The 18,280-nt window shown below is 65.7% G+C and carries 19 protein-coding genes and 2 pseudogenes; 12 read left to right on the top strand and 9 right to left on the bottom strand.

The genetic code is table 11. The features are described 5' to 3' along the window. From ACDELDRAFT_RS10320 to ACDELDRAFT_RS10335, 5 genes and pseudogenes are all read left to right on the top strand, one after another. A pseudogene (locus ACDELDRAFT_RS10320) lies at nucleotides 1-217 on the top strand (DNA alkylation response protein); the annotation flags it as partial. 400 nt (nucleotides 218-617) lie between these two features. Next, entirely contained in the window at nucleotides 618-1,817 is a 1,200-nt protein-coding gene (locus ACDELDRAFT_RS10325) for a threonine ammonia-lyase (RefSeq protein WP_040328760.1), read from the top strand. Nucleotides 1,818-2,003: 186 nt separating this feature from the next. Next, on the top strand, nucleotides 2,004-2,150 hold the full coding sequence (locus ACDELDRAFT_RS25365; RefSeq protein WP_005796325.1) for a hypothetical protein: 147 nt from the start codon (nucleotides 2,004-2,006) through the stop codon (nucleotides 2,148-2,150). 74 nt (nucleotides 2,151-2,224) lie between these two features. After that, the gene (gene queC / locus ACDELDRAFT_RS10330; RefSeq protein WP_005796326.1) at nucleotides 2,225-2,929 is read left to right on the top strand and encodes a 7-cyano-7-deazaguanine synthase QueC; all 705 of its coding nucleotides are present in this window, start codon (nucleotides 2,225-2,227) and stop codon (nucleotides 2,927-2,929) included. Nucleotides 2,930-3,236: 307 nt separating this feature from the next. Continuing rightward, entirely contained in the window at nucleotides 3,237-5,111 is a 1,875-nt protein-coding gene (locus ACDELDRAFT_RS10335; protein WP_005796327.1) for a phosphoenolpyruvate carboxykinase (GTP), read from the top strand. Nucleotides 5,112-5,326: 215 nt separating this feature from the next. On the opposite strand, the gene ACDELDRAFT_RS10340 is transcribed toward ACDELDRAFT_RS10335, so the two are convergent. Then, the gene (locus ACDELDRAFT_RS10340; protein ID WP_005796328.1) at nucleotides 5,327-5,764 is read right to left on the bottom strand and encodes a hypothetical protein; all 438 of its coding nucleotides are present in this window, start codon (nucleotides 5,762-5,764) and stop codon (nucleotides 5,327-5,329) included. A gap of 125 nt (nucleotides 5,765-5,889) precedes the next feature. Here ACDELDRAFT_RS10340 and ACDELDRAFT_RS10345 point away from each other — a divergent pair, with 125 nt between their 5' ends. The 3 genes from ACDELDRAFT_RS10345 to ACDELDRAFT_RS10355 all read left to right on the top strand — a co-directional run bounded on the left by ACDELDRAFT_RS10345 (nucleotide 5,890) and on the right by ACDELDRAFT_RS10355 (nucleotide 8,252). After that, nucleotides 5,890-6,879, top strand: coding sequence for a LysR family transcriptional regulator (locus tag ACDELDRAFT_RS10345; protein ID WP_005796329.1), 990 nt, complete (start codon nucleotides 5,890-5,892; stop codon nucleotides 6,877-6,879). Continuing rightward, nucleotides 6,876-7,721, top strand: a complete 846-nt coding sequence (locus ACDELDRAFT_RS10350; RefSeq protein ID WP_005796330.1) for a metallophosphoesterase — start codon at nucleotides 6,876-6,878, stop codon at nucleotides 7,719-7,721. Before ACDELDRAFT_RS10345 ends, ACDELDRAFT_RS10350 begins: the two co-directional genes overlap by 4 nt. A 108-nt stretch (nucleotides 7,722-7,829) precedes the next feature. Continuing rightward, a complete protein-coding gene (locus ACDELDRAFT_RS10355; protein ID WP_005796331.1) occupies nucleotides 7,830-8,252 on the top strand; it encodes a universal stress protein in 423 nt (140 codons plus the stop codon). Between the two features lie 126 nt (nucleotides 8,253-8,378). Here the strand turns inward: ACDELDRAFT_RS10355 and ACDELDRAFT_RS10360 are convergent, their stop codons facing one another. Both ACDELDRAFT_RS10360 and ACDELDRAFT_RS10365 read right to left on the bottom strand, forming a co-directional pair. Beyond that, nucleotides 8,379-8,993 carry a TetR/AcrR family transcriptional regulator gene (locus ACDELDRAFT_RS10360; RefSeq protein WP_005796332.1) on the bottom strand — a complete coding sequence of 205 codons (615 nt, stop codon included), beginning with the start codon at nucleotides 8,991-8,993 and terminating at the stop codon, nucleotides 8,379-8,381. Nucleotides 8,994-9,124: 131 nt separating this feature from the next. After that, the gene (locus ACDELDRAFT_RS10365) at nucleotides 9,125-10,036 is read right to left on the bottom strand and encodes a LysR family transcriptional regulator ArgP (RefSeq protein WP_005796333.1); all 912 of its coding nucleotides are present in this window, start codon (nucleotides 10,034-10,036) and stop codon (nucleotides 9,125-9,127) included. 120 nt (nucleotides 10,037-10,156) lie between these two features. Here ACDELDRAFT_RS10365 and ACDELDRAFT_RS10370 point away from each other — a divergent pair. Next, nucleotides 10,157-11,461: pseudogene (locus ACDELDRAFT_RS10370) on the top strand (D-amino acid dehydrogenase); the annotation flags it as partial. A gap of 93 nt (nucleotides 11,462-11,554) precedes the next feature. Beyond that, nucleotides 11,555-12,109 carry a flavodoxin family protein gene (locus ACDELDRAFT_RS25670; protein WP_232504753.1) on the top strand — a complete coding sequence of 185 codons (555 nt, stop codon included), beginning with the start codon at nucleotides 11,555-11,557 and terminating at the stop codon, nucleotides 12,107-12,109. A gap of 142 nt (nucleotides 12,110-12,251) precedes the next feature. Here ACDELDRAFT_RS25670 and ACDELDRAFT_RS10375 read toward each other — a convergent pair whose 3' ends face one another. After that, nucleotides 12,252-13,040, bottom strand: a complete 789-nt coding sequence (locus ACDELDRAFT_RS10375) for an alpha/beta fold hydrolase (protein ID WP_040328764.1) — start codon at nucleotides 13,038-13,040, stop codon at nucleotides 12,252-12,254. A gap of 106 nt (nucleotides 13,041-13,146) precedes the next feature. Between ACDELDRAFT_RS10375 and ACDELDRAFT_RS10380 the strand changes: the two genes are divergently transcribed. After that, nucleotides 13,147-13,668 carry a flavin reductase family protein gene (locus tag ACDELDRAFT_RS10380; RefSeq protein ID WP_040328756.1) on the top strand — a complete coding sequence of 174 codons (522 nt, stop codon included), beginning with the start codon at nucleotides 13,147-13,149 and terminating at the stop codon, nucleotides 13,666-13,668. Between the two features lie 64 nt (nucleotides 13,669-13,732). Continuing rightward, entirely contained in the window at nucleotides 13,733-14,308 is a 576-nt protein-coding gene (locus ACDELDRAFT_RS10385; protein ID WP_005796340.1) for an MOSC domain-containing protein, read from the top strand. A 295-nt stretch (nucleotides 14,309-14,603) separates the two neighbouring features. Here ACDELDRAFT_RS10385 and ACDELDRAFT_RS10390 read toward each other — a convergent pair whose 3' ends face one another. The 5 genes from ACDELDRAFT_RS10390 to minC form a co-directional block, all read right to left on the bottom strand. Continuing rightward, complete coding sequence (locus tag ACDELDRAFT_RS10390; RefSeq protein WP_005796347.1) at nucleotides 14,604-15,452, bottom strand: MBL fold metallo-hydrolase; 849 nt, start codon at nucleotides 15,450-15,452, stop codon at nucleotides 14,604-14,606. A gap of 126 nt (nucleotides 15,453-15,578) precedes the next feature. Continuing rightward, nucleotides 15,579-16,658: an acyltransferase family protein gene (locus ACDELDRAFT_RS10395; RefSeq protein ID WP_005796349.1), complete on the bottom strand. Its 1,080-nt coding sequence runs from the start codon at nucleotides 16,656-16,658 to the stop codon at nucleotides 15,579-15,581. Nucleotides 16,659-16,661: 3 nt separating this feature from the next. Beyond that, nucleotides 16,662-16,928 (bottom strand): cell division topological specificity factor MinE, encoded by a 267-nt coding sequence (gene minE, locus ACDELDRAFT_RS10400; RefSeq protein WP_005796351.1) that lies wholly within the window; start codon nucleotides 16,926-16,928, stop codon nucleotides 16,662-16,664. A 2-nt stretch (nucleotides 16,929-16,930) separates the two neighbouring features. Then, nucleotides 16,931-17,746, bottom strand: a complete 816-nt coding sequence (minD, locus tag ACDELDRAFT_RS10405) for a septum site-determining protein MinD (RefSeq protein WP_005796353.1) — start codon at nucleotides 17,744-17,746, stop codon at nucleotides 16,931-16,933. A gap of 42 nt (nucleotides 17,747-17,788) precedes the next feature. After that, nucleotides 17,789-18,280: septum site-determining protein MinC (minC, locus tag ACDELDRAFT_RS10410; protein WP_040328766.1), on the bottom strand; the 492-nt coding region annotated here is incomplete at its 5' end.

An 18,280-nucleotide genomic window follows, 5' to 3' on the forward strand; every position in this document is an offset into this window, starting at 1 on the left:
GCCACCCCATGCGCTGGAGGCGCTGGGCCGCCTGCTGGTGCAGCGCCTGGTGCTGCTCGCACAGGCCTGCCTGTTGCGCCGCCACGCGCCCGCCGCGGTGGCCGATGGCTTCATCGCCACGCGGATGGGCAACGCCTGCGCCGGCCGGGTGGTGGGGGCGGTGGACAGCCGGGCCATCGACGTGGCGGCGGTGCTGGCACGCGCGTTTCCAGCCTAGTGTCCGGGGCTGACGGCCAGCGCCATCAAGATGCCGAGAATCGCCGCCCTGCTGCGTTGCCCATCCCATAGATAGCTACGGCTATCACTGCGGTTTGCGCCTTGCCTGACGGCGATTTCGGCATCCTTGTTTCTGCAGCGACCTTCCTACCCAGGACACGAGCGCCGGTGCACGCCGCCACGTGCCCAAGCGCGCGGAATGAATGCCGCCCCTCTTCGAAGGCCCGGCCCAATGCCTTGGCGCCCCTGGCGCCGAACGCAGCGGCCGGCAGGCTTTTCCCTGCATGGGATTGGCACAAATCACCTTTAAGCGCTTGTGTATTAAGCGCCAATAGCTATCAAATAGAGAGCAACGTAAATGCGTGCGGTAGCGGGCGCAGGGTTGCCCCACAATGGCGGCCATGCTTTCACTCCAAGACATTCGTGATGCAGCCACCCGGCTGCGGGGCCAGGTGCTGGACACGCCGTGCGTTGAATCACGCACCTTGTCGGACATCGTGGGCGCGCAGGTCTTCCTGAAGTTCGAGAACCTGCAGTTCACCGCATCGTTCAAGGAGCGCGGCGCCTGCAACAAGCTCACGCTGCTCACGCCCGCCGAGCGCGCGCGCGGCGTGGTGGCCATGAGCGCCGGCAACCATGCGCAAGGCGTGGCCTACCACGCACAGCGCCTGGGGCTGCGCGCCGTGATCGTGATGCCGCGGTTCACGCCAGGGGTGAAAGTGGAGCGCACCCGCGGCTTTGGCGCCGAGGTGGTGCTGCACGGCGACACGCTGGAGGAGGCGCGCGCGCACGCCTACCGCCTCGCCGACACCGAGGGGCTGGTGTTCGTCCACCCTTACGACGACGAGGCGGTGGCCGCCGGCCAGGGCACACTCGGGCTCGAGATGCTGCAGGCCGTGCCCGACCTCGACACCCTGGTCATTGCGGTGGGCGGCGGTGGGCTGATCGCCGGCGTGGCCACGGCGGCCAAGGCGCTGCGCCCGGACATCGAAATCATCGGCGTGCAGACTTCGCGCTTTCCGGCCATGGTGAACGCCGTGAAGGGCACGCACCATCCGCAGGGCACATCCACCATCGCCGAAGGCATTGCCGTGGGCACGCCCGGCACCATCACCCAGAGCATCGTGAAGCGGCTGGTGGACGACCTGGTGCTGGTGGACGAGGGCGACATCGAGCAGGCCGTGCTGATGCTGCTCGAGATCGAGAAAACCCTGGTCGAAGGCGCGGGCGCCGCAGGCCTGGCCGCGCTGGTGCGCTACCCCGAGCGCTTCGCCGGCAAGAAGGTGGGACTGGTGCTGTGCGGCGGCAACATCGACCCGCTGCTGCTGGCCGCCATCATCGAGCGCGGCATGGTGCGCTCGGGCCGGCTAGCCCGCATCAAGGTCAGTGCGCGCGACATTCCAGGGGTGCTGGCGCGCATCACCGCCACGGTGGCGGATGCCGGCGCCAACATCGAAGAAGTGCACCACCAGCGGGCCTTCACCACGCTGGCCGCGCAGAATGTGGAGATCGAACTGGTGCTGCAGACCCGTGGCAAGGCCCACGTAGCCCAGGTGCTGGAAGAACTGCGCGCGGCCGGCATGGAAGCCGCACTCATGTGATGCCGGGGCCGCGCATGGGCGCGGCGCCTCCCCGCCACCGCAGGGGCCAACTGCATCACACCGATGGCCGCACGGCCCCGCCACCGCCCCAACGGCCGGAGGGCGCGAGGCCATCATGTCCCTTGGCCCCACGCCGCGCGGGCCTGCGGCTAGAATGGCGCGAGTAACAAGCCTGGAGCCCTTGCCATGTCCGACCACAACACCTCGCACGCCCCCGCAGCACCTTCGGCCGACGCTGTGGAAAACGTCGTTCCGCTGATTCCCCTGGTGTTGCCCGTGGTGGGCGGCATCATGATCTTTCTGCTGGCCTTCATTGCCGTGAACATGGCCTGAGGCGCACGCGGCCTCATCCCCCAACCCCGCAGCGCGGGGTTTTTTTGCGCCCTCATGCGCCCAAGGAACCGCTCATGCGCCCCGGACACGCCCTTGTACTGTTTTCTGGCGGGCAGGACTCCACCACCTGCCTGGCATGGGCCCTGGCCCACTTTGAACATGTCGAGACCATCGGCTTCGACTACGGCCAGCGCCACCAGGTGGAGTTGCAGGCGCGCCAACAGGTGCTGACCGCCCTGCGCACGGCATTTCCCCAGTGGCGCGAACGGCTGGGAGACGACCACATGATCGACCTGGCGGTGCTGGGCCAGATCAGCGACACGGCCCTCACACGCGAGACGGAAATCGTGATGGACGCCGCGGGCCTGCCCAACACCTTTGTGCCGGGGCGCAACCTGCTGTTCTTCCAACTGGCGGCGGCCGTGGGCTACCGGCGCGGGCTGCACACGCTGGTGGGCGGCATGTGCGAAACCGACTTCTCGGGCTACCCCGATTGCCGCGACGACACCCTGAAGGCCCTGCAGGTGGCCGTATCGCTGGGCATGGGCCAGCGCTTCACCTTCGAGACGCCGCTGATGTGGCTGGACAAGGCCGCAACCTGGGAGATGGCCCACACGCTGGGCGGCCCGGCACTGGTGGACATCATCCTGGAGCAATCGCACACCTGCTACCACGGCGTGCGCGAGGTGCGCCATGCCTGGGGCTACGGCTGCGGCACCTGCCCTGCCTGCGCCCTGCGCAAGGCCGGGTACGAACGCTGGCAAGCCGCGCAAACCTGAAAGCGGAATGCGGGGCCGAAGCCGACCATAACCAAGCATAACCCCATGCAACTTTTGCATGGATTTGACCCGTGACTGACAGACAAACGGGCGTCAGATTCATAAAATTGACACCCCAGCCGACCCGCGGAATCCGTGGAATAGCCTCCACCCGTGGGGGCAAGCCATGCACCCGCCCGCCGACTGAGCACGAAAGCCGTTTTTTCAAAGGCAGCGCTCAGCATCCGCACCTGCCCTCCGGCCCTGTTCCAGCTGCGCCGGGTTTGCTTCCTTTGAAAAACCGTTTTTCAACTTAGGAAGCTCCCCGATGAACGCACCCACGATGCAGGGCCTGAATCTCAACGCCCCCGCCTACATCAAGAACGCCCGCCTGCTGGCCTGGGTGGCCGACATGGTCGCCCTGTGCAAGCCCGACAGCATCGTCTGGTGCGACGGATCGAAGGAAGAGTACGACCGCCTGTGCCAGCAACTCGTTGACGCCGGCACCTTCAAGAAGCTCAACCCCGCCAAGCGCCCTGGCAGCTTCCTGGCCTGCTCCGACCCCTCCGACGTGGCACGCGTCGAAGACCGCACCTACATCTGCTCGGCCCAGAAGGAAGACGCCGGCCCCACCAACAACTGGATGGCCCCCGCCGAAATGCGCGCCACGCTGCAGCCCCTGTTCGACGGTTGCATGAAGGGCCGCACCATGTACGTGGTGCCCTTCAGCATGGGCCCGCTGGGCAGCCACATCGCCCATATTGGCGTGGAGCTGACCGACAGCGCCTACGTGGCCGTGAACCAGCGCCTGATGACCCGCATGGGCAAGGCCGTGTACGACGTGCTGGGCGTGGACGGCGAGTTCGTGCCCTGCATGCACACCGTGGGCGCCCCCCTGCAGGCCGGTGAGAAGGACCAGACCAGCTGGCCCTGCAACCCCAAGGTCAAGTACATCGTGCACTACCCCGAGACCCGCGAAATCTGGTCCTACGGCTCCGGCTACGGCGGCAACGCGCTGCTGGGCAAGAAGTGCCTGGCACTGCGCATCGCGTCCACCATGGGCCGCGACCAGGGCTGGCTGGCCGAGCACATGCTGATCCTGGGCGTCACAAACCCCGAAGGCAAGAAGTACCACGTGGCAGCCGCCTTCCCGAGCGCCTGCGGCAAGACCAACTTCTCGATGCTGGTGCCGCCCGAAGCGGGCTTTGCAGGTTGGAAGGTCACCACCATCGGTGATGACATCGCCTGGATCAAGCCCCATGCCGACGGCAAGATGTACGCCATCAACCCCGAAGCGGGTTACTTCGGCGTGGCCCCCGGCACCAACATGCACACCAACCCCAACTGCATGAAGAGCCTGGACAAGGACGTGATCTTCACCAATGTGGCTCTGACGGACGACGGCGACGTGTGGTGGGAAGGCATGGAAAAGGACACCGGCACCGTTCCAGACCATCTGATCGACTGGCAAGGCAAGGACTGGACGCCCCAGATCGCCAAGGAAACCGGCGCCAAGGCCGCCCACCCCAACTCGCGCTTCACCGTGGCCGCCACCAACAACCCGGCGCTCGACCCCCAGTGGGACGATGCCAACGGTGTGGCCATTGACGCGTTCATCTTCGGTGGCCGCCGCTCCACCACCGTGCCGCTGGTGACCGAGGCCCGCACCTGGATGGAAGGCGTGTACATGGCCGCCACCATGGGTTCCGAGACCACGGCCGCCGCGTTTGGCGCCCAGGGCGTGGTGCGCCGCGACCCCTTCGCGATGCTGCCGTTCTGCGGCTACAACATGAGCGACTATTTCCAGCACTGGCTGGACATGGAACACAAGCTCGAAAGCATGGGCCACACCCTGCCCAAGATCTTCTGCGTGAACTGGTTCCGCAAGGGCGAAGACGGCAAGTTCGTCTGGCCCGGCTACGGCGAGAACATGCGCGTGCTCAAGTGGATGATCGACCGCATTGAAGGCCGCGCCCAAGGCCAGGAAACCATGTTCGGCATCGCGCCGCAGTATGCAGAAGTCAACTGGACGGGTCTGGACTTCAGCGCCCAGCAGTTCCAGACGGTGACCCGCATCGACAAGGCCGCCTGGGTGGAAGAACTCAAGCTGCACGATGCCCATTTCGAGCAGCTGGCCTACCACCTGCCCAAGGAACTGCTCGACACCCGCGCCGCCATCGAAAAGCGTCTGGCAGCCGTCTGAGAGCAACCGGATTGTGGCCGGGCACGTGCCCGGCCGAACCGACCCTCTCAGTCTGGACCTGAACCGCCTGCCCTGCCAGGGCACGGCGGTTTTTTTGTGCCGCGCTCGCTGCACGCACCACCACATCCCCGCACAAGCAAAAAAAAGCCGTGGACAGTGCCACGGCCATGGTTACTGCGCACCCTGGACACGTCCAGGCCCGCGCGCAGAGCGCTTCAGTAATACTTGCGGATGTCCTGTGCTGCGGCGCTCATGGCGCGGCTCAGGTCGGCCATGATGCGGGCGTCCTGCAAAGCGGCGTTCCAGGTACGCTGGTCTTCGGCAGCCTGACGGCGGCTTTCCATCCAGGCCTTGTAGCCCGAACGCAGCAGCGCGGCCATGCGGCGTGCCGGCGTTGCCAGCAGGGCGATGGCGGCAAACGCCACCACCCACAGGACCATCCAGGCTGCCAAGAGGTGGCCTTCACCCCAGGTGTCGACCACCTGGTTGGCCACCACGAGCAACGCGGCCACCACGGCCGCCAGCAACAGAGAGGCGGCACCGCGGGCACCATCGAAACCTGCAATGGCATTCTTCAACGCCACGACGGCGTTTTCGGCCCGGACCACCCCGGGGTGTTGTGTGGGGTAAACCACATGTGCAAAACTGGTCATTTGAGTTCCCTTTCCAAACGCTTGTGGCGAGATTGCCGGGCGATGGGGTGATATTAGGGTTTACCCTTCATCCATTCAAATTTATATTTTGAATTCCAGTTATTCATATCGGTGATACTTTCGGGATGGCGCCCCTGAATTTCCGTTCTCTGGATCTCAACCTGCTGCGCGTCTTTGACGAGGTGATGGCCGAGCGCAGCCTGACACGGGCCGCGCACAAGCTGTCGATCACCCAGCCGGCCGTCAGCAATGCACTGCGGCGCCTGCGCGACGTGCTGGGGGACGAGCTGGTGGTGCGCAGCGGCCAAGGGGTGGAGCCCACGCCCCGGGCGCTTGCGCTGTGGCCTCCGGTGCGCGACGCCTTGACGCAGCTGCAGGAATCGCTGGCGCCGGGGTTGTTCGAGCCCGCCACGGCCAGTTCCACCTTCGTGCTGGCCATGTCCGATGCCACGGCGGCCACGCTGGTGCCACCGCTGGTGGAAATCATGGAGCGCGAGGCGCCTGGCATTTCCGTGCGCGTGGTGCCGCTGACCACCCGCGACCCCCGCCGCCTTCTGGAAGAAGAATGGGCCGATATGGCCGTGGGCTACTTTCCGGCCGTTCTGGCCGACCTGACGGCACGGGCCCAATCGGGCGGGGTGGTGGCATTCGACAGCCGGCGCATCTACGACGGCGAATATGTGTGCGTCATGCGCCAGGGGCACCCGCTGGCCCACGCCCCTCTGACGTTGGACCAGTATTGCGCGGCCCGCCACATGCTGGTGAGCTTTTCGGGGCGACCTTTCGGCTTCATCGACGAAGCCCTGGCGTCGCTGGGGCGGGAAAGGCGCGTGGTGCTCACCGTCAACCAGTTTTTCACCGCAGGACGCGTGGTGGCCAATTCCGATCTGCTGACCGTGCTGCCGCGCCATTTCGTTCCCGTCACCGGCATCGCTGATTCATTGATGCTCCGCCCCCTGCCGCTCGACGTACCGGCGGTCCACGTTGATGCGCTGTGGCGCCGACGCCCACCGCAGCAGATGGCCATCAACTGGCTGCTCCAGGCATTGGCCCGCGCCGCGCGGCACACCTTTCCCCGCCCGACCGGCGCGCCCGCTCCTCACCCCGCCCCATGAATATCCAGCTGCTCTCCGATCTGCATCTCGAGGCACACCCCCATTTCATGCCCGAGCCGGCCCCAGAAGCGGATGTGCTGGTGCTGGCAGGAGACATCGGCTCGTACCAGGAAGGGGGCCAGCTCACCGACGCCTGCTTCGGGCTGGAGCGTTTTTCCCCACTGCCGCAGTTTGCCGGCTGGCCGGTTCCGGTGCTGCTGGTGCCGGGCAACCACGAGTACGACGCACAGGACTTCGATGTGGCACACCAGCGGTTGCGCGCGGTGTGCGAGCGGCTGGGCATTGCCTGGCTGGAACGGGAAACCCTGGTGCTGGATGGCGTGCGCTTCGTGGGAACCACGCTGTGGAGCGACTTCGACGCCCTGGCCGACCATGAAGGCGCCACCGGGATGGAGCGGCGGCTGAAGCTGCGCGACAAGGCCATGCGCGCCGCCAATTTCTACCTGCGCAAGACCGGCGGCACGCGCCATGGCGCCCCTTTTCTGGCGGACGCCCTGCGCGAACAGGGCCTGCTCTGCCAGCAATGGCTGCGCGAGACCCTGGAGCATGCGCACGCAGGGCCCACCGTCGCAGTCACCCATTTCGCGCCAAGCCTGCGCAGCGCCGATCCCCGCTACGGACTGGTGCCGGGCACCGCCGGTTTCTGCAACGCCTTGGACGACCTTTTGCCGCGGGCCCGGTTGTGGCTGCATGGACATCTGCACGCACCCAGCGACTACACGGTGACCGGCACCGACACGCAGAACGGGCCATGGCAATGCCGCGTGGCGGCCAATCCGCTGGGTTATGCACGCAAGGGAGAACAGGCCATGTTCCAGCCGCGCTGCTGCATCCCCTTATGATGGGCGCAGGCTGACAAGCTTTCCCGGCGCACGAAAAAACCTGACGAAGGTCAAGATAACAACCACGGGCGCAGATTAGTCTGAACCTCTCATCCTGGAGAACACACCATGAACATCCTGCTTGCTGTCGACGGCAGCGCCTACACCAAGAAAATGCTCGCCTACCTGGCAACCCACGAGGAATTGGTTGCCGGCAGCCACGAGTACACCGTGCTCACGGTGCAGACGCCGCTACCCGCACGCGCGCGCGCCGCGCTGGGCAAGGAAGTGGTCGACAAGTACCACGCCGAAGAAGCCGAGAAGATCATGGCCCCGGTGTGCAAATTCCTGGCGCGCCACGGCGTGCAGGTCAAGCGCAGCGTCAAGCTGGGCCCGGTGGGCGAGACCATTGCCAAGGTCGCAGACACCGGCAAGTTCGACCTGCTGGTCATGGGCTCGCACGGCCACGGCGCCATCGCCACGCTGGTGATGGGCTCGGTCACCACGCAAGTGCTGGCACACAGCAAGGTGCCGGTGCTGCTGGTGCGCTGATCCCGGCGGGGTCTGCACCGAACCTGCCCTGGGGCAGGTTTTTTTTCGCCTGCTTATCGTGTCGCATTCGACGGCGCACGCCGCGCGTCCAGCACGACCACGGTGGGCATTCGCCCCCCGCAAGCCTCAGCGTGCGCGCAGCCCCTCGAAGCAGGTTTGCAGCACCAACTCAACGATCTCGGCGTCGGCATACTGGCCGCCATCCTTCAAGAACCCCACCACCGGATCGCAAGCGCGGGCGAACAGGGTGTACAGCACCACCAGCGGTGGCACGGCGGGGTTGATCGTGCCCTCTGCCTGGGCTTCGGTGATCCACTGGCCGATCTGGTCGCTGACCTCCATCAGCCCGTCCAGGTACTGCCGGTCCGCCATGAGCACCGTCCGCAAGCCAGAGTTGCAACTGGGCAGCAGCGGGGTTTCATTGGTCACGAGCCGCTCGAGCAGCCAGCGCACCAAGCCCCGCAGCTTGTCGAGGGGCGGCAGGTCCGCAGACAACGTGGCCAGGTAGGCGCGCCCGCGCTCCAGAATCTGGAGCATGGCCGCTCGGCACAGGTCTTCCTTGCTGGCGAAGTGCTTGTAGAGGCTGGCCTTCGCGATACCGACCGCGCTGGCCACGTCGTCCATCGTCATCGCGTCGAAGGACTTCTCCCCCAGCAGACGGCAGGTGGACTGAAGGATGGCCTCTTCCCGGGCCAGATGCATCTGTTCCTTGAAGGAAACCCGGGGTTTCGGCGTTTGCATCGGGGCATCTTATACGCGTTGGTATAAAAACAGTTGCACAGGTTGTATTACAACCACGCCGTTCGCGACGGGCCCTGGTGCCTTGATCCGCGAACGCGCTTTTGGGCACGGGATATGCGCTGGATTGCCCCTCAAGAGACCAATGCCTCGGCCGCCGCACTGGTGAGCGCCGCCGTGAGTGCATCCAAAAGCTCTGATTCCAGGTTCCAGCAATGCCAGTAGAGCTGGATGGGCAAGGACCGGCCGGGCGCCAGGTCCACCATGCTGCCCTCGGCAATGGCGCTCCGCGCCAGCAGTTCGGGCACCACGCCCACGGCCCAGCCGGCGGCCACGGCGCGCATTTGCGCCTCGGAACCCGGCACGAAGAGGTGGTTGAGGGCCACGCGCTTGAGCCCGAAGGCACGCGCCACGAACTCAGAGGCCATGTCATCCTTGCGGTTGAACGACAGGAATGACACGTCGCGGAAGTTGTGCGGCGTGAGTCCCTGTGGCAGGTTCTGCCGGGCAAACGATGCCGAGGCCACCGCCACATAAGGCATGGCGCCCAGCGACACCATCTTGCAGCCGCGCAGCGCCTGCTTGAGGGTGGTGACGCAGCCCAGCACCTGGCCGGAGCGCAGCCATTCCTGGGTGAAGTCCTGATCGTCCACGATGATTTCGAGCGGCAGGCGCTCGCGCACCAGATCGTGCAGCGCGCCCATGGCCCAGGTGGCGATGCTGTCGGCATTGATGGCGATCGAAATGCGCTCATCCTCGCGCGTGCCGCCGGGTGCGCTGGGGGCCAGCTCCTGCAGGTCGCGCTCTAGGTCGGCCCGCAGCAGGCGCATCTGCTTGGTGTGCTTGAGCAGCAATTGCCCGGCCGAGGTCGGCCGCAGCGGCCGGCTGCGCACGATGAGCACCGAGCCCACCTGCGCCTCCAGGGCGCGCAGGCGCTGCGACACCGCCGACTGGGTGACATTCAGGCGCTGTGCTGCGCGCTCGAACCCCCCCTCTTCCACAATGGCGGCCAGGCATTCCAGGGCGGCGGGATCGTAGGTACTCATGTTATGAACTCGCGCAAAAAGGGTTGTCTCCGCAGTGCCAAATTATTAGATGCACTGATGTTTTTGGAGTAAGTTTAATTTTGCTTTTACAAGAAGGCAATGTCGCGCACACTGCGCCCCATGAAAACCATCGTTCTGGGCGCCGGCATCATCGGCATCAGCACCGCCTGGCATCTGCTGGAGCGTGGACACGAAGTGATCGTGGTCGACCGCCAGCCCGATGCCGCGCTGGAAACCAGTTTCGCCAACGCGGCGCAGATCTCCGTGAGCTACTGCGAGCCCTGGGCCAACCGCGAGGCGCCCTGGAAAGCGCTCAAGTGGATGTTCGACAAGGAAGCACCGCTGCTGTTCCGCCCCCAGCTCGACTGGGACCAGTGGCGCTGGTGCCTGCAATTCCTCGCGCAATGCAACGACACCGCCTTCGAGCGCAACGTGCAGCAGATCGTGGCGCTGGGCGCCTACAGCCATGCGGCGCTGAAGGACGTGGTGCGCGCCACCGGCATCGAATACCACCGCCTGGAGCGCGGCATCGCGCATTTCTACTCCGACCAGAAATCCTTTGACGACGCGGGCCGTGCCGTCGAGGTGATGCGCAAGTTCGGCGTACAGCGCCGCCTGGTCAGCCGCGACGAGTTGCTGCAGATCGAGCCGGCCTTCCAGGCCTACGGCGACCGCATCACCGGCGGCACCTACACCAGCACCGACGAAAGCGGTGACGCACGCGTGTTCACCCAGGAGCTGGCCCGCCGCTGCGCTGCACGCGGTGTGCAGTTTCTCTACGGCCACGACGTGCTGCGGCTGAACAAAGTGGGGGACGCTATTGATTCAGTAGCTGTCATGGCGCGCCAGTCAAGCGCTGTCGGCAAAAAAGACTTCATATTGAAGGGCGATGCCATTGTGGTGGCCTGCGGCTCGTACAGCGCGCCGCTGCTGCGCAGCGTGGGCGTGGACCTGCCCATCTACCCTGGCAAGGGCTACAGCGCCACCTTCCCGCTGCTCAGGCCCGAGGGTGCGCCCATGGTCTCCACCATCGACGACGGCAAGAAGATCGCCATGAGCCGCCTGGGCAATGTGCTGCGCGTGGCCGGGACCATCGAGCTTGGCGGGTTTGACCTGTCGCTGGACAGCCCCGTGGCCCGCGCCCGCTGCCACATGCTGTCGCGCCGCATCGAAGAAGTGCTGCCCGGCGTGTGCGACACCCGCACGCCCGAGCAGGGCGGCGATCCGCAGTATTGGACCGGCCTGCGCCCCGCCACGCCCACCAACATCCCGTTCATCGGGCGCACGCGCCTGGGCAAGCTGTGGGTGAACGCCGGCCATGGCACGCTGGGCTGGACACACGGGGCAGGCTCGGGCAAGGCGCTGGCCGAGCTGATCAGCGGCGCGCAGCCCGCGATGAACTTCGGCTTCCTGGGTGCCGCCACGTGCCGCCCCGGCGCGCCATCGTGGCGGCCTGACCGCCATACCGCCCCCGCACGGCGCGCTGGCGTGGCGGCCAGGGCCGTTACGATGCCCGGCATGTCTGTACCGCACTACCTGTTTCTCACCACGTCCACCCGCGAGCCAGGCCACACCGGCAACACCGAGTGGCTGGCCCGCGAGGCCGCCGCCGCACTGCCCTCCGGCGCCCAGCAAACCTGGCACCACCTGGCACGCATGGACCTGCCGCCCTTTGTCGACCAGCGCCACACCTCGGGCACCTATCCGCCGCCCGAGGGCGACATGACAACCCTGCTGGACGCCACGCTGGCCGCCTCCCACGTCGTGTTCGTGGCACCGGTGTACTGGTACAGCCTGCCTTCGCCGCTCAAAACCTACCTGGACCACTGGAGCGCCTGGATGCGCGTGCCGGGCCTGGCCTTCAAGGAAGCGATGGGCGCTAAAAGCCTGCATCTCATCACCACCAGTGGTGACCGCGCCAAGGCGCAGCCGATGGTGGATTCGGTGCACTTGTGCGCCCAGTTCCTGGGCATGCGCTGGGGCGGTGCGCTGTGGGGCAAGGGCGGCCCGCCCGGCGCCGTGCAGGCCGATGCCGCCGCCATCGCGCAGGCACAGACGTTCCTGCAAGGATGACGCCGATATTCCTGCGCCCTGCACAAGCCCGACTGGCTCGGCAGACCCGACGAGCACCACGCTGAGGGGCGCTACCGCCGGCCCATCGCTCCGGCGCTCGCTGGAGGGTGGAGTGCGTTCGGCAAGTACGGCGCAGGGCTCTTCAGTGCAGCCGACGCTGCTCGGCCAGAAAAGCTTGCAGCGCCGCATCGAAACCTTCGGGGTCTTCCAGCTGCGGCCAATGGCCCACATGGGCCAAGCTGATATGGCGCGCATCGGGCAGCACCTGGGCCAGGGCTTCCAGCGCGGCCGGTGGCGTGCACGGGTCCATCGCGCCGCCAAGCAGCAGGGTTGGCATGCCCAGCCGCAGAAAGGCGGCCGCATCGCGGTCGAACAGCGGTAGCAATTGCAACGCCCGCCGGTAGGTGGCGGGGTAAACCTGGGCCAGCGCATGGCCCGCCAGCCGCGCGCCCTCGGGCAAGGCGCCGCTGCCGATGAAACGAGGCACCAGCGTCTGGGCCAGCATTTCCATGGATTCGCCTGCATCCACCCGCTGCAACGCCAGCAGGCGCGGCTGGACCCAGTCGCGTGCCGCCTGGGCGTCCAGGCCCGGCCCTCCCGCGCACAGCACCAGCCGGTGCACCCGCGACGGCTGGCGCAGGGCGACCTCGAGCGCAACCATCGCGCCCAGCCCGTGGCCCACCAGGGTCACCGGCCCACATTGCAGGGCATGCACCAGCGCGAGGCAGCTTTGCGCCAAGCCCTTGAATGTGTAGGGCTCGATGGGCGCACTGAGGCCATAGCCGGGCATGTTCCACGCCACGGCCCGGTAGCCGGCGCTGGCGAGCGACTCCACCTGGGGTGCGAAGGTGAGATGGCCGCCGTCGGCATCGTGCAGCATGAGCACGGGCGGGCCGGCGCCGAGGGTGGTGAAAGTGGGAAGAAGAGCCATGGTGTTGCCCGCCAAGGGGCGCCCGGGTAAATGCCCCACGGCTGCGGGATCGCAGACGGCACACCATAATAGCCCTCGCCATCCCGCCCGCACCGCGTCCCCCCTCGTGAACAGTTCTCCACCCCGTCCTGCCATCGCCCGCTCGCCCAGCTTCTCCGCACGCGAGTTTCGTGACGCACTGGGCATGTTTGCCACCGGGGTGACCATCGTGACCGCGCGCAACGCAGCCGGCGAGCCCATCGGGCTCACGGCCAACTCGTTCAACTCGGTGTCGCTGGAGCCGCCGCTGGTGCTATGGAGCCTGTCACGCGCCGCTGCGTCGATGCCAGCCTTTGCCAATGGCTCCCACTACGCCATCAACGTGCTGGCCGCCGGACAGAAGGCCCTGGCAGAACGTTTTGCCGCGCGCGGCATTGACCGCTTCGCGGGGGTGGACCACCAGCCCGGCATCAGCGGGGCCCCGCTGCTGGCGGGGGCACTGGCCACGTTCGAATGCTTCAACCGAAGCCGCTACGAAGAAGGCGACCACGTGATCTTCGTCGGCGAAGTCGAGCGCTGCCGACACCATGCCGGCCTTCCGCCGCTGCTGTACCACGGCGGCCGGTTCTACACCGAACACCCTCTGTAGGCCGAACTCCCGCAGGGCAGCCCGCGCAGCCGCCCGCTTCGCACCCTGGCCTTCCTTCATTGCCATGCATATCCAGAGCATCAACATCGGCACCGCCAGGCGCTTGCGCATCGGCGAGCACCAAATCCTCACCGCGATCGGCAAAACGCCGGTGCCGGGCCCCATCACCGTGGGCCGGCTGGGGCTGGAGGGCGACGAGCAAGCCGATCTGAGCGTGCACGGCGGACTGGACAAGGCGGTGTACGCCTACCCGGCCGCCCACTACGCCTTCTGGCAGGCGCAGCGGCGCGAGCGCGGCATCAGCCCGCTGGACGACACGCTGCCGCCGGGCTTCATGGGCGAGAACCTCACGGTGGACGGCCTGCTGGAACACGAGGTGTATGTGGGCGACCGCCTGCACTTTCCCGACTGCGTGCTGCGCGTCACCGCGCCGCGCGAGCCCTGCTACAAGTTCAACGCGGTGATGGGGTTCGCCCAGGCGGGCCGCGCCATGGCCATCGAGGGCTGCTGCGGCTACTACCTCGCGGTGGAACAGCCCGGCACGCTGGCGGCAGGCCAGCAGGCCGTGCTGAAGCCGGGGCAGCGCGGCCTGAGCATCGCGCAGGCGTTCGCCGGAAAGTTCGCAAAGCACTCGCGCTAAAGCCCAACGAGCCAGGTGCCGCTGCCAACCGGCTTCCGCTCCTGGGCGTATTCGCACCTTTTGTGATGCGTTGTGGTCAAAAAGGGGCGGCTGCAAGGCGCCGAACGGAACCGAGGTGCAGCCCCAGCGAGGCATTGGCAATGCCGTGAATGGCTCTTTTGCTGGCAGCCTCAGGGGAATGGTGTGAAGACCGTGCCACTCGTCATTGCCTTCCTGACCAGGTTGCTTGCACCATCACGCACAAGAACTCGCGCGGATTCATGCGGTTCGCACCGGGAAAAATGTGTGAACAGACCTAGACCGTCACGGTCGTCCCGGTGTGGATCTCGGACAGCTTTTCGCCAAGCACTTCCTTCAGCACCGCATACGCCCTGTGTCCCGTGCAGTGGCCGGTCCAGTAGGTTTGAACCGGCTGCTGGAGCATGGTCCGGCCCAGTTCGACCATCTCTTCACGCGTACCGGCCATGGAGCGCGGGGACGGCATGCCCACGAGATGAAAGCCACCCATGACGCCCTTGATCCGGTCGCCAGGAAAGCGGCGCGCCACGGTTTCGACCATGTTGAGCACCCCGCTGTGGCCGCAGCCGGTGAAGACCACCAGGCCATCGTCATCGCGCAGGGCAAAGACGAGTTCGTGATTGAACGGGTCGTGCACGTAACCGCCGTCCTGCTTCAGGTACAGGTAGCGGTCGCCCTTGGGCAGCTCATAGGTGCGCGCCAACTCGGTGAAGATGTAGGCACCGGGCAGGATCTCTGTGAAATCGTCGACGAAGACGAAGCGATCCTGGTAGCGCTCCAGCAGGCCTTCCTCCAGCCCGATGTACCGGCTCACCACCCACAGCGCACGAAAATACTCCTGCCCCTGCGGCGGGTGGCGCAGATAGACCTTGGCCCGGGAGTTCGCCGCAAAAAAGGCCGGCAGGCCGCCGCCGTGGTCGAAGTGGTGGTGCGACAGCACCACGGCGTCGACCTGGGCCAGGTCAATGCCCAGGCGGGTGGCATTCTTCACCGCCGCCCCCGTGGCGCCCGTATCGAACAGGATGCGCTGGCCCCGGTGCTCGATGTACAGCGACAAACCGAACTCGGGCTCCAGATCCGGCTGGTCGTCGGATTTCTCGTTCTCGATCAAGGTCGTGACGCGCATGGTTCCCCCCGTTCAACGACTGTTCAGTGGAACCTTCATTCTGGGCTTCGGCACCCACCGTGCGCAAGCCCCAAGCTGCCGGCCTCTTAATTGCTCAACCGCGGTGGCAGATTCCCCAGCCCCCCGCTATTGAACCGTCATGCTCGGTACGCTGATCGGCCGCGCGTCTCTATGGGACCGTGTGGCCCACCGGTACAGGGGCAACTCCAGCAGCCGGTAGAGCAGCGAGCTCAGTCCCATACACGCAACGACAAACAAGCCAAAGCCCAGTTCACGCCATACAGGTGGCTGCAAAGCCAGGTAACCCCGAAGCCCGGTGGCATAAAAACCAATCAACAAAGGCAGGTGGCTGAGATACAAGGTGTAGGATGCATCGCCCAGTGCCACCGACCAGCGCCCTGCGGACCAGATTCTGTTTCTTTCGAGAAGCACTGCCAACATGATCAAACCCGCAGCGCCAGATCCAAAGGTGAATATCCGCCAAGAACCGTCGGTGGCGTGCATGAGATAGCCGGCGCCGAAGCCGACGAAGGCAGTGGCACCGCACAGCACCATCCACCAACGGCTTCGCAGGACATCACGATAGGCATATAGCAATACGCCAGCCAGAAACTCCGCAAGAAACATGGGAAGAATGGCGAATGGCTGTGCCAGACGAACATACATCCATACGACCAATGCAACCAAAGTGGCCCACGCTACTGCAACGCGTATCGGCGTGGGCACGGCAAACGACAGCGTGATGAGCAAATAGAAGACCAGCTCACATGACAAGGACCAACTGACATACAGCGCCAGCCGCGGTAGCTCGATGCTCGTCAGCAGAAAGGAATGCACCAGATCGATTCCCGCCAAAGCTTGCGGCTGGAACTTCCAAAGCAGTACCACCATCAAGGCGAAGAAGGGCCAGTATCCGAGATAGATTCGCAACAAGCGCCGGCGCAGAAACGTCCAGGCCTGGCCACCCGTGCGTGGCTTGGCAAACGTGGTGAGCGCGGCAACAAAGCCGCTGATCACGAAAAAGATATCCACCCCGGCAAACCCGATGCCCGCACTGAGGGCCTTGAACGAGACCGACGCTCCACCCATGGCGTCGTATTGCGCACTGGCGTGATGAAAGAAAACCAGGAGCGCGCCTACCGCACGCAACATTTGAATATTGCGCCAATTCTGCGTGTCAACAGGGGCACGCGGAAAGGGTGCCATAGGTCAGCGCACCGCGTCTGGCAGTTCGATCTTGACTTCGAGCACTTCGAGGTTGTCCTGGCGCTCCAGATGGACCTTGAGGTCTTCGGGGCTGATCTTGACGTATTTGGAGATCACGGCCACCAGTTCGCGCTGCAGGGCTGGCAGGTAGTCGGGCTCCGAGGCGTTGCGGCCATTGCGCTCGTGCGCCAGGATGATCTGCAGGCGTTCCTTGGCGACGCTGGCGGTTTTCTTTTTCTCGCCAAGCAGGAAGGAAAGGAAGGATGCCATGGCTACTTGCTCCCGAACAGGCGTTTGAAGAAGCCGGGCTTTTCGGCCTCGATAAAGCGCAAGGGCTTGTCCTGCCCCAGGAAGCGATCGATCACGTCCTTGTAGGCCTCGCTCACATCGCTGCCCTGGGCATGGATGGCGGGCGTGCCCTGGTTGGACGACTGCAGCACCACTTCCGACTCGGGGATCACGCCGATGAGCTTGATGCGCAGGATGTCCTGGATGTCCTCCAGGCTCAGCATCTGGCCGTCTTCCACGCGGCTGGGGTTGTAGCGCGTGATCAGCAGGTGCTCCTTGATCGGCTCGCCGCCTTCGATGGCGCGCTTGGTCTTGCTGCCCAGCATGCCCAGGATGCGGTCGGAGTCGCGCACCGACGACACCTCGGGGTTGGTCACCAGCAGGGCCTCGTCGGCAAAGTGCATGGCCATGAGGGCGCCGCTTTCGATGCCGGCGGGCGAGTCGCAGACGATGTACTCGAAACCCATCTCGGCCAGGTCCTTGAGCACCTTCTCCACGCCGTCCTGCGTGAGCGCGTCCTTGTCGCGCGTCTGGCTGGCGGCCAGCACGAACAGGTTGTCACACTGCTTGTCCTTGATGAGGGCCTGGTTCAGGTTGGCCTCACCGTGGATGACGTTGATGAGGTCGTACACCACGCGGCGCTCGCAGCCCATGATGAGGTCCAGGTTGCGCAGGCCGACGTCGAAGTCGATCACGGCGGTCTTGTGGCCGCGCAGGGCGAGGCCGGAGGCGAAGCTGGCGCTGGTGGTGGTCTTGCCCACGCCACCTTTGCCGGAGGTCACGACGACGATTTTGGCCATGTGTTGCTGATTCTCTGTGGGTTGATACGAACGGGGCCGGGGTCAGGCGAGCGGCTCGAACAAGAGCTTCTCGCCATCGAGCCGCACCTGTGCGGGCTTGCCGCGCACGTTGTCGGGCAGCTCGGTTTCGGTGGTGCGGTAAATACCCGCGATGGAGACGAGTTGCGGCTCCAGGCAGGTCGAAAAGATGCGCGCCTCGGTGTTGCCCCGCGCTCCGGCAATGGCTCGGCCGCGCAGCGGGGCATAGACGTGGATATTGCCGTCGGCAATCACCTCGGCGCCGAAGCTCACCACGGCCATCACCACCAGGTCGGCGCCGCGCGCATACACCTGCTGGCCCGAACGCAGGGGCTTGTCCACCACCACGGTGCCGGGGCCGGCCACGGGCACTTCGCGCACCACCTCGACCTCATGCACCACTTCACGAACGACTTCGCGCACCTCGGCTGCCGGGGCTTCGGCGCGGGCAGGCGGCGCGTCGGGTGCGGCGGCCAGGCCAGCAGCACGCGCTGACTCCATCTGGGCAGGGCTGCC

The organism is Acidovorax delafieldii 2AN (assembly GCF_000175235.1).
Lineage (GTDB): Bacteria > Pseudomonadota > Gammaproteobacteria > Burkholderiales > Burkholderiaceae_C > Acidovorax > Acidovorax delafieldii_B.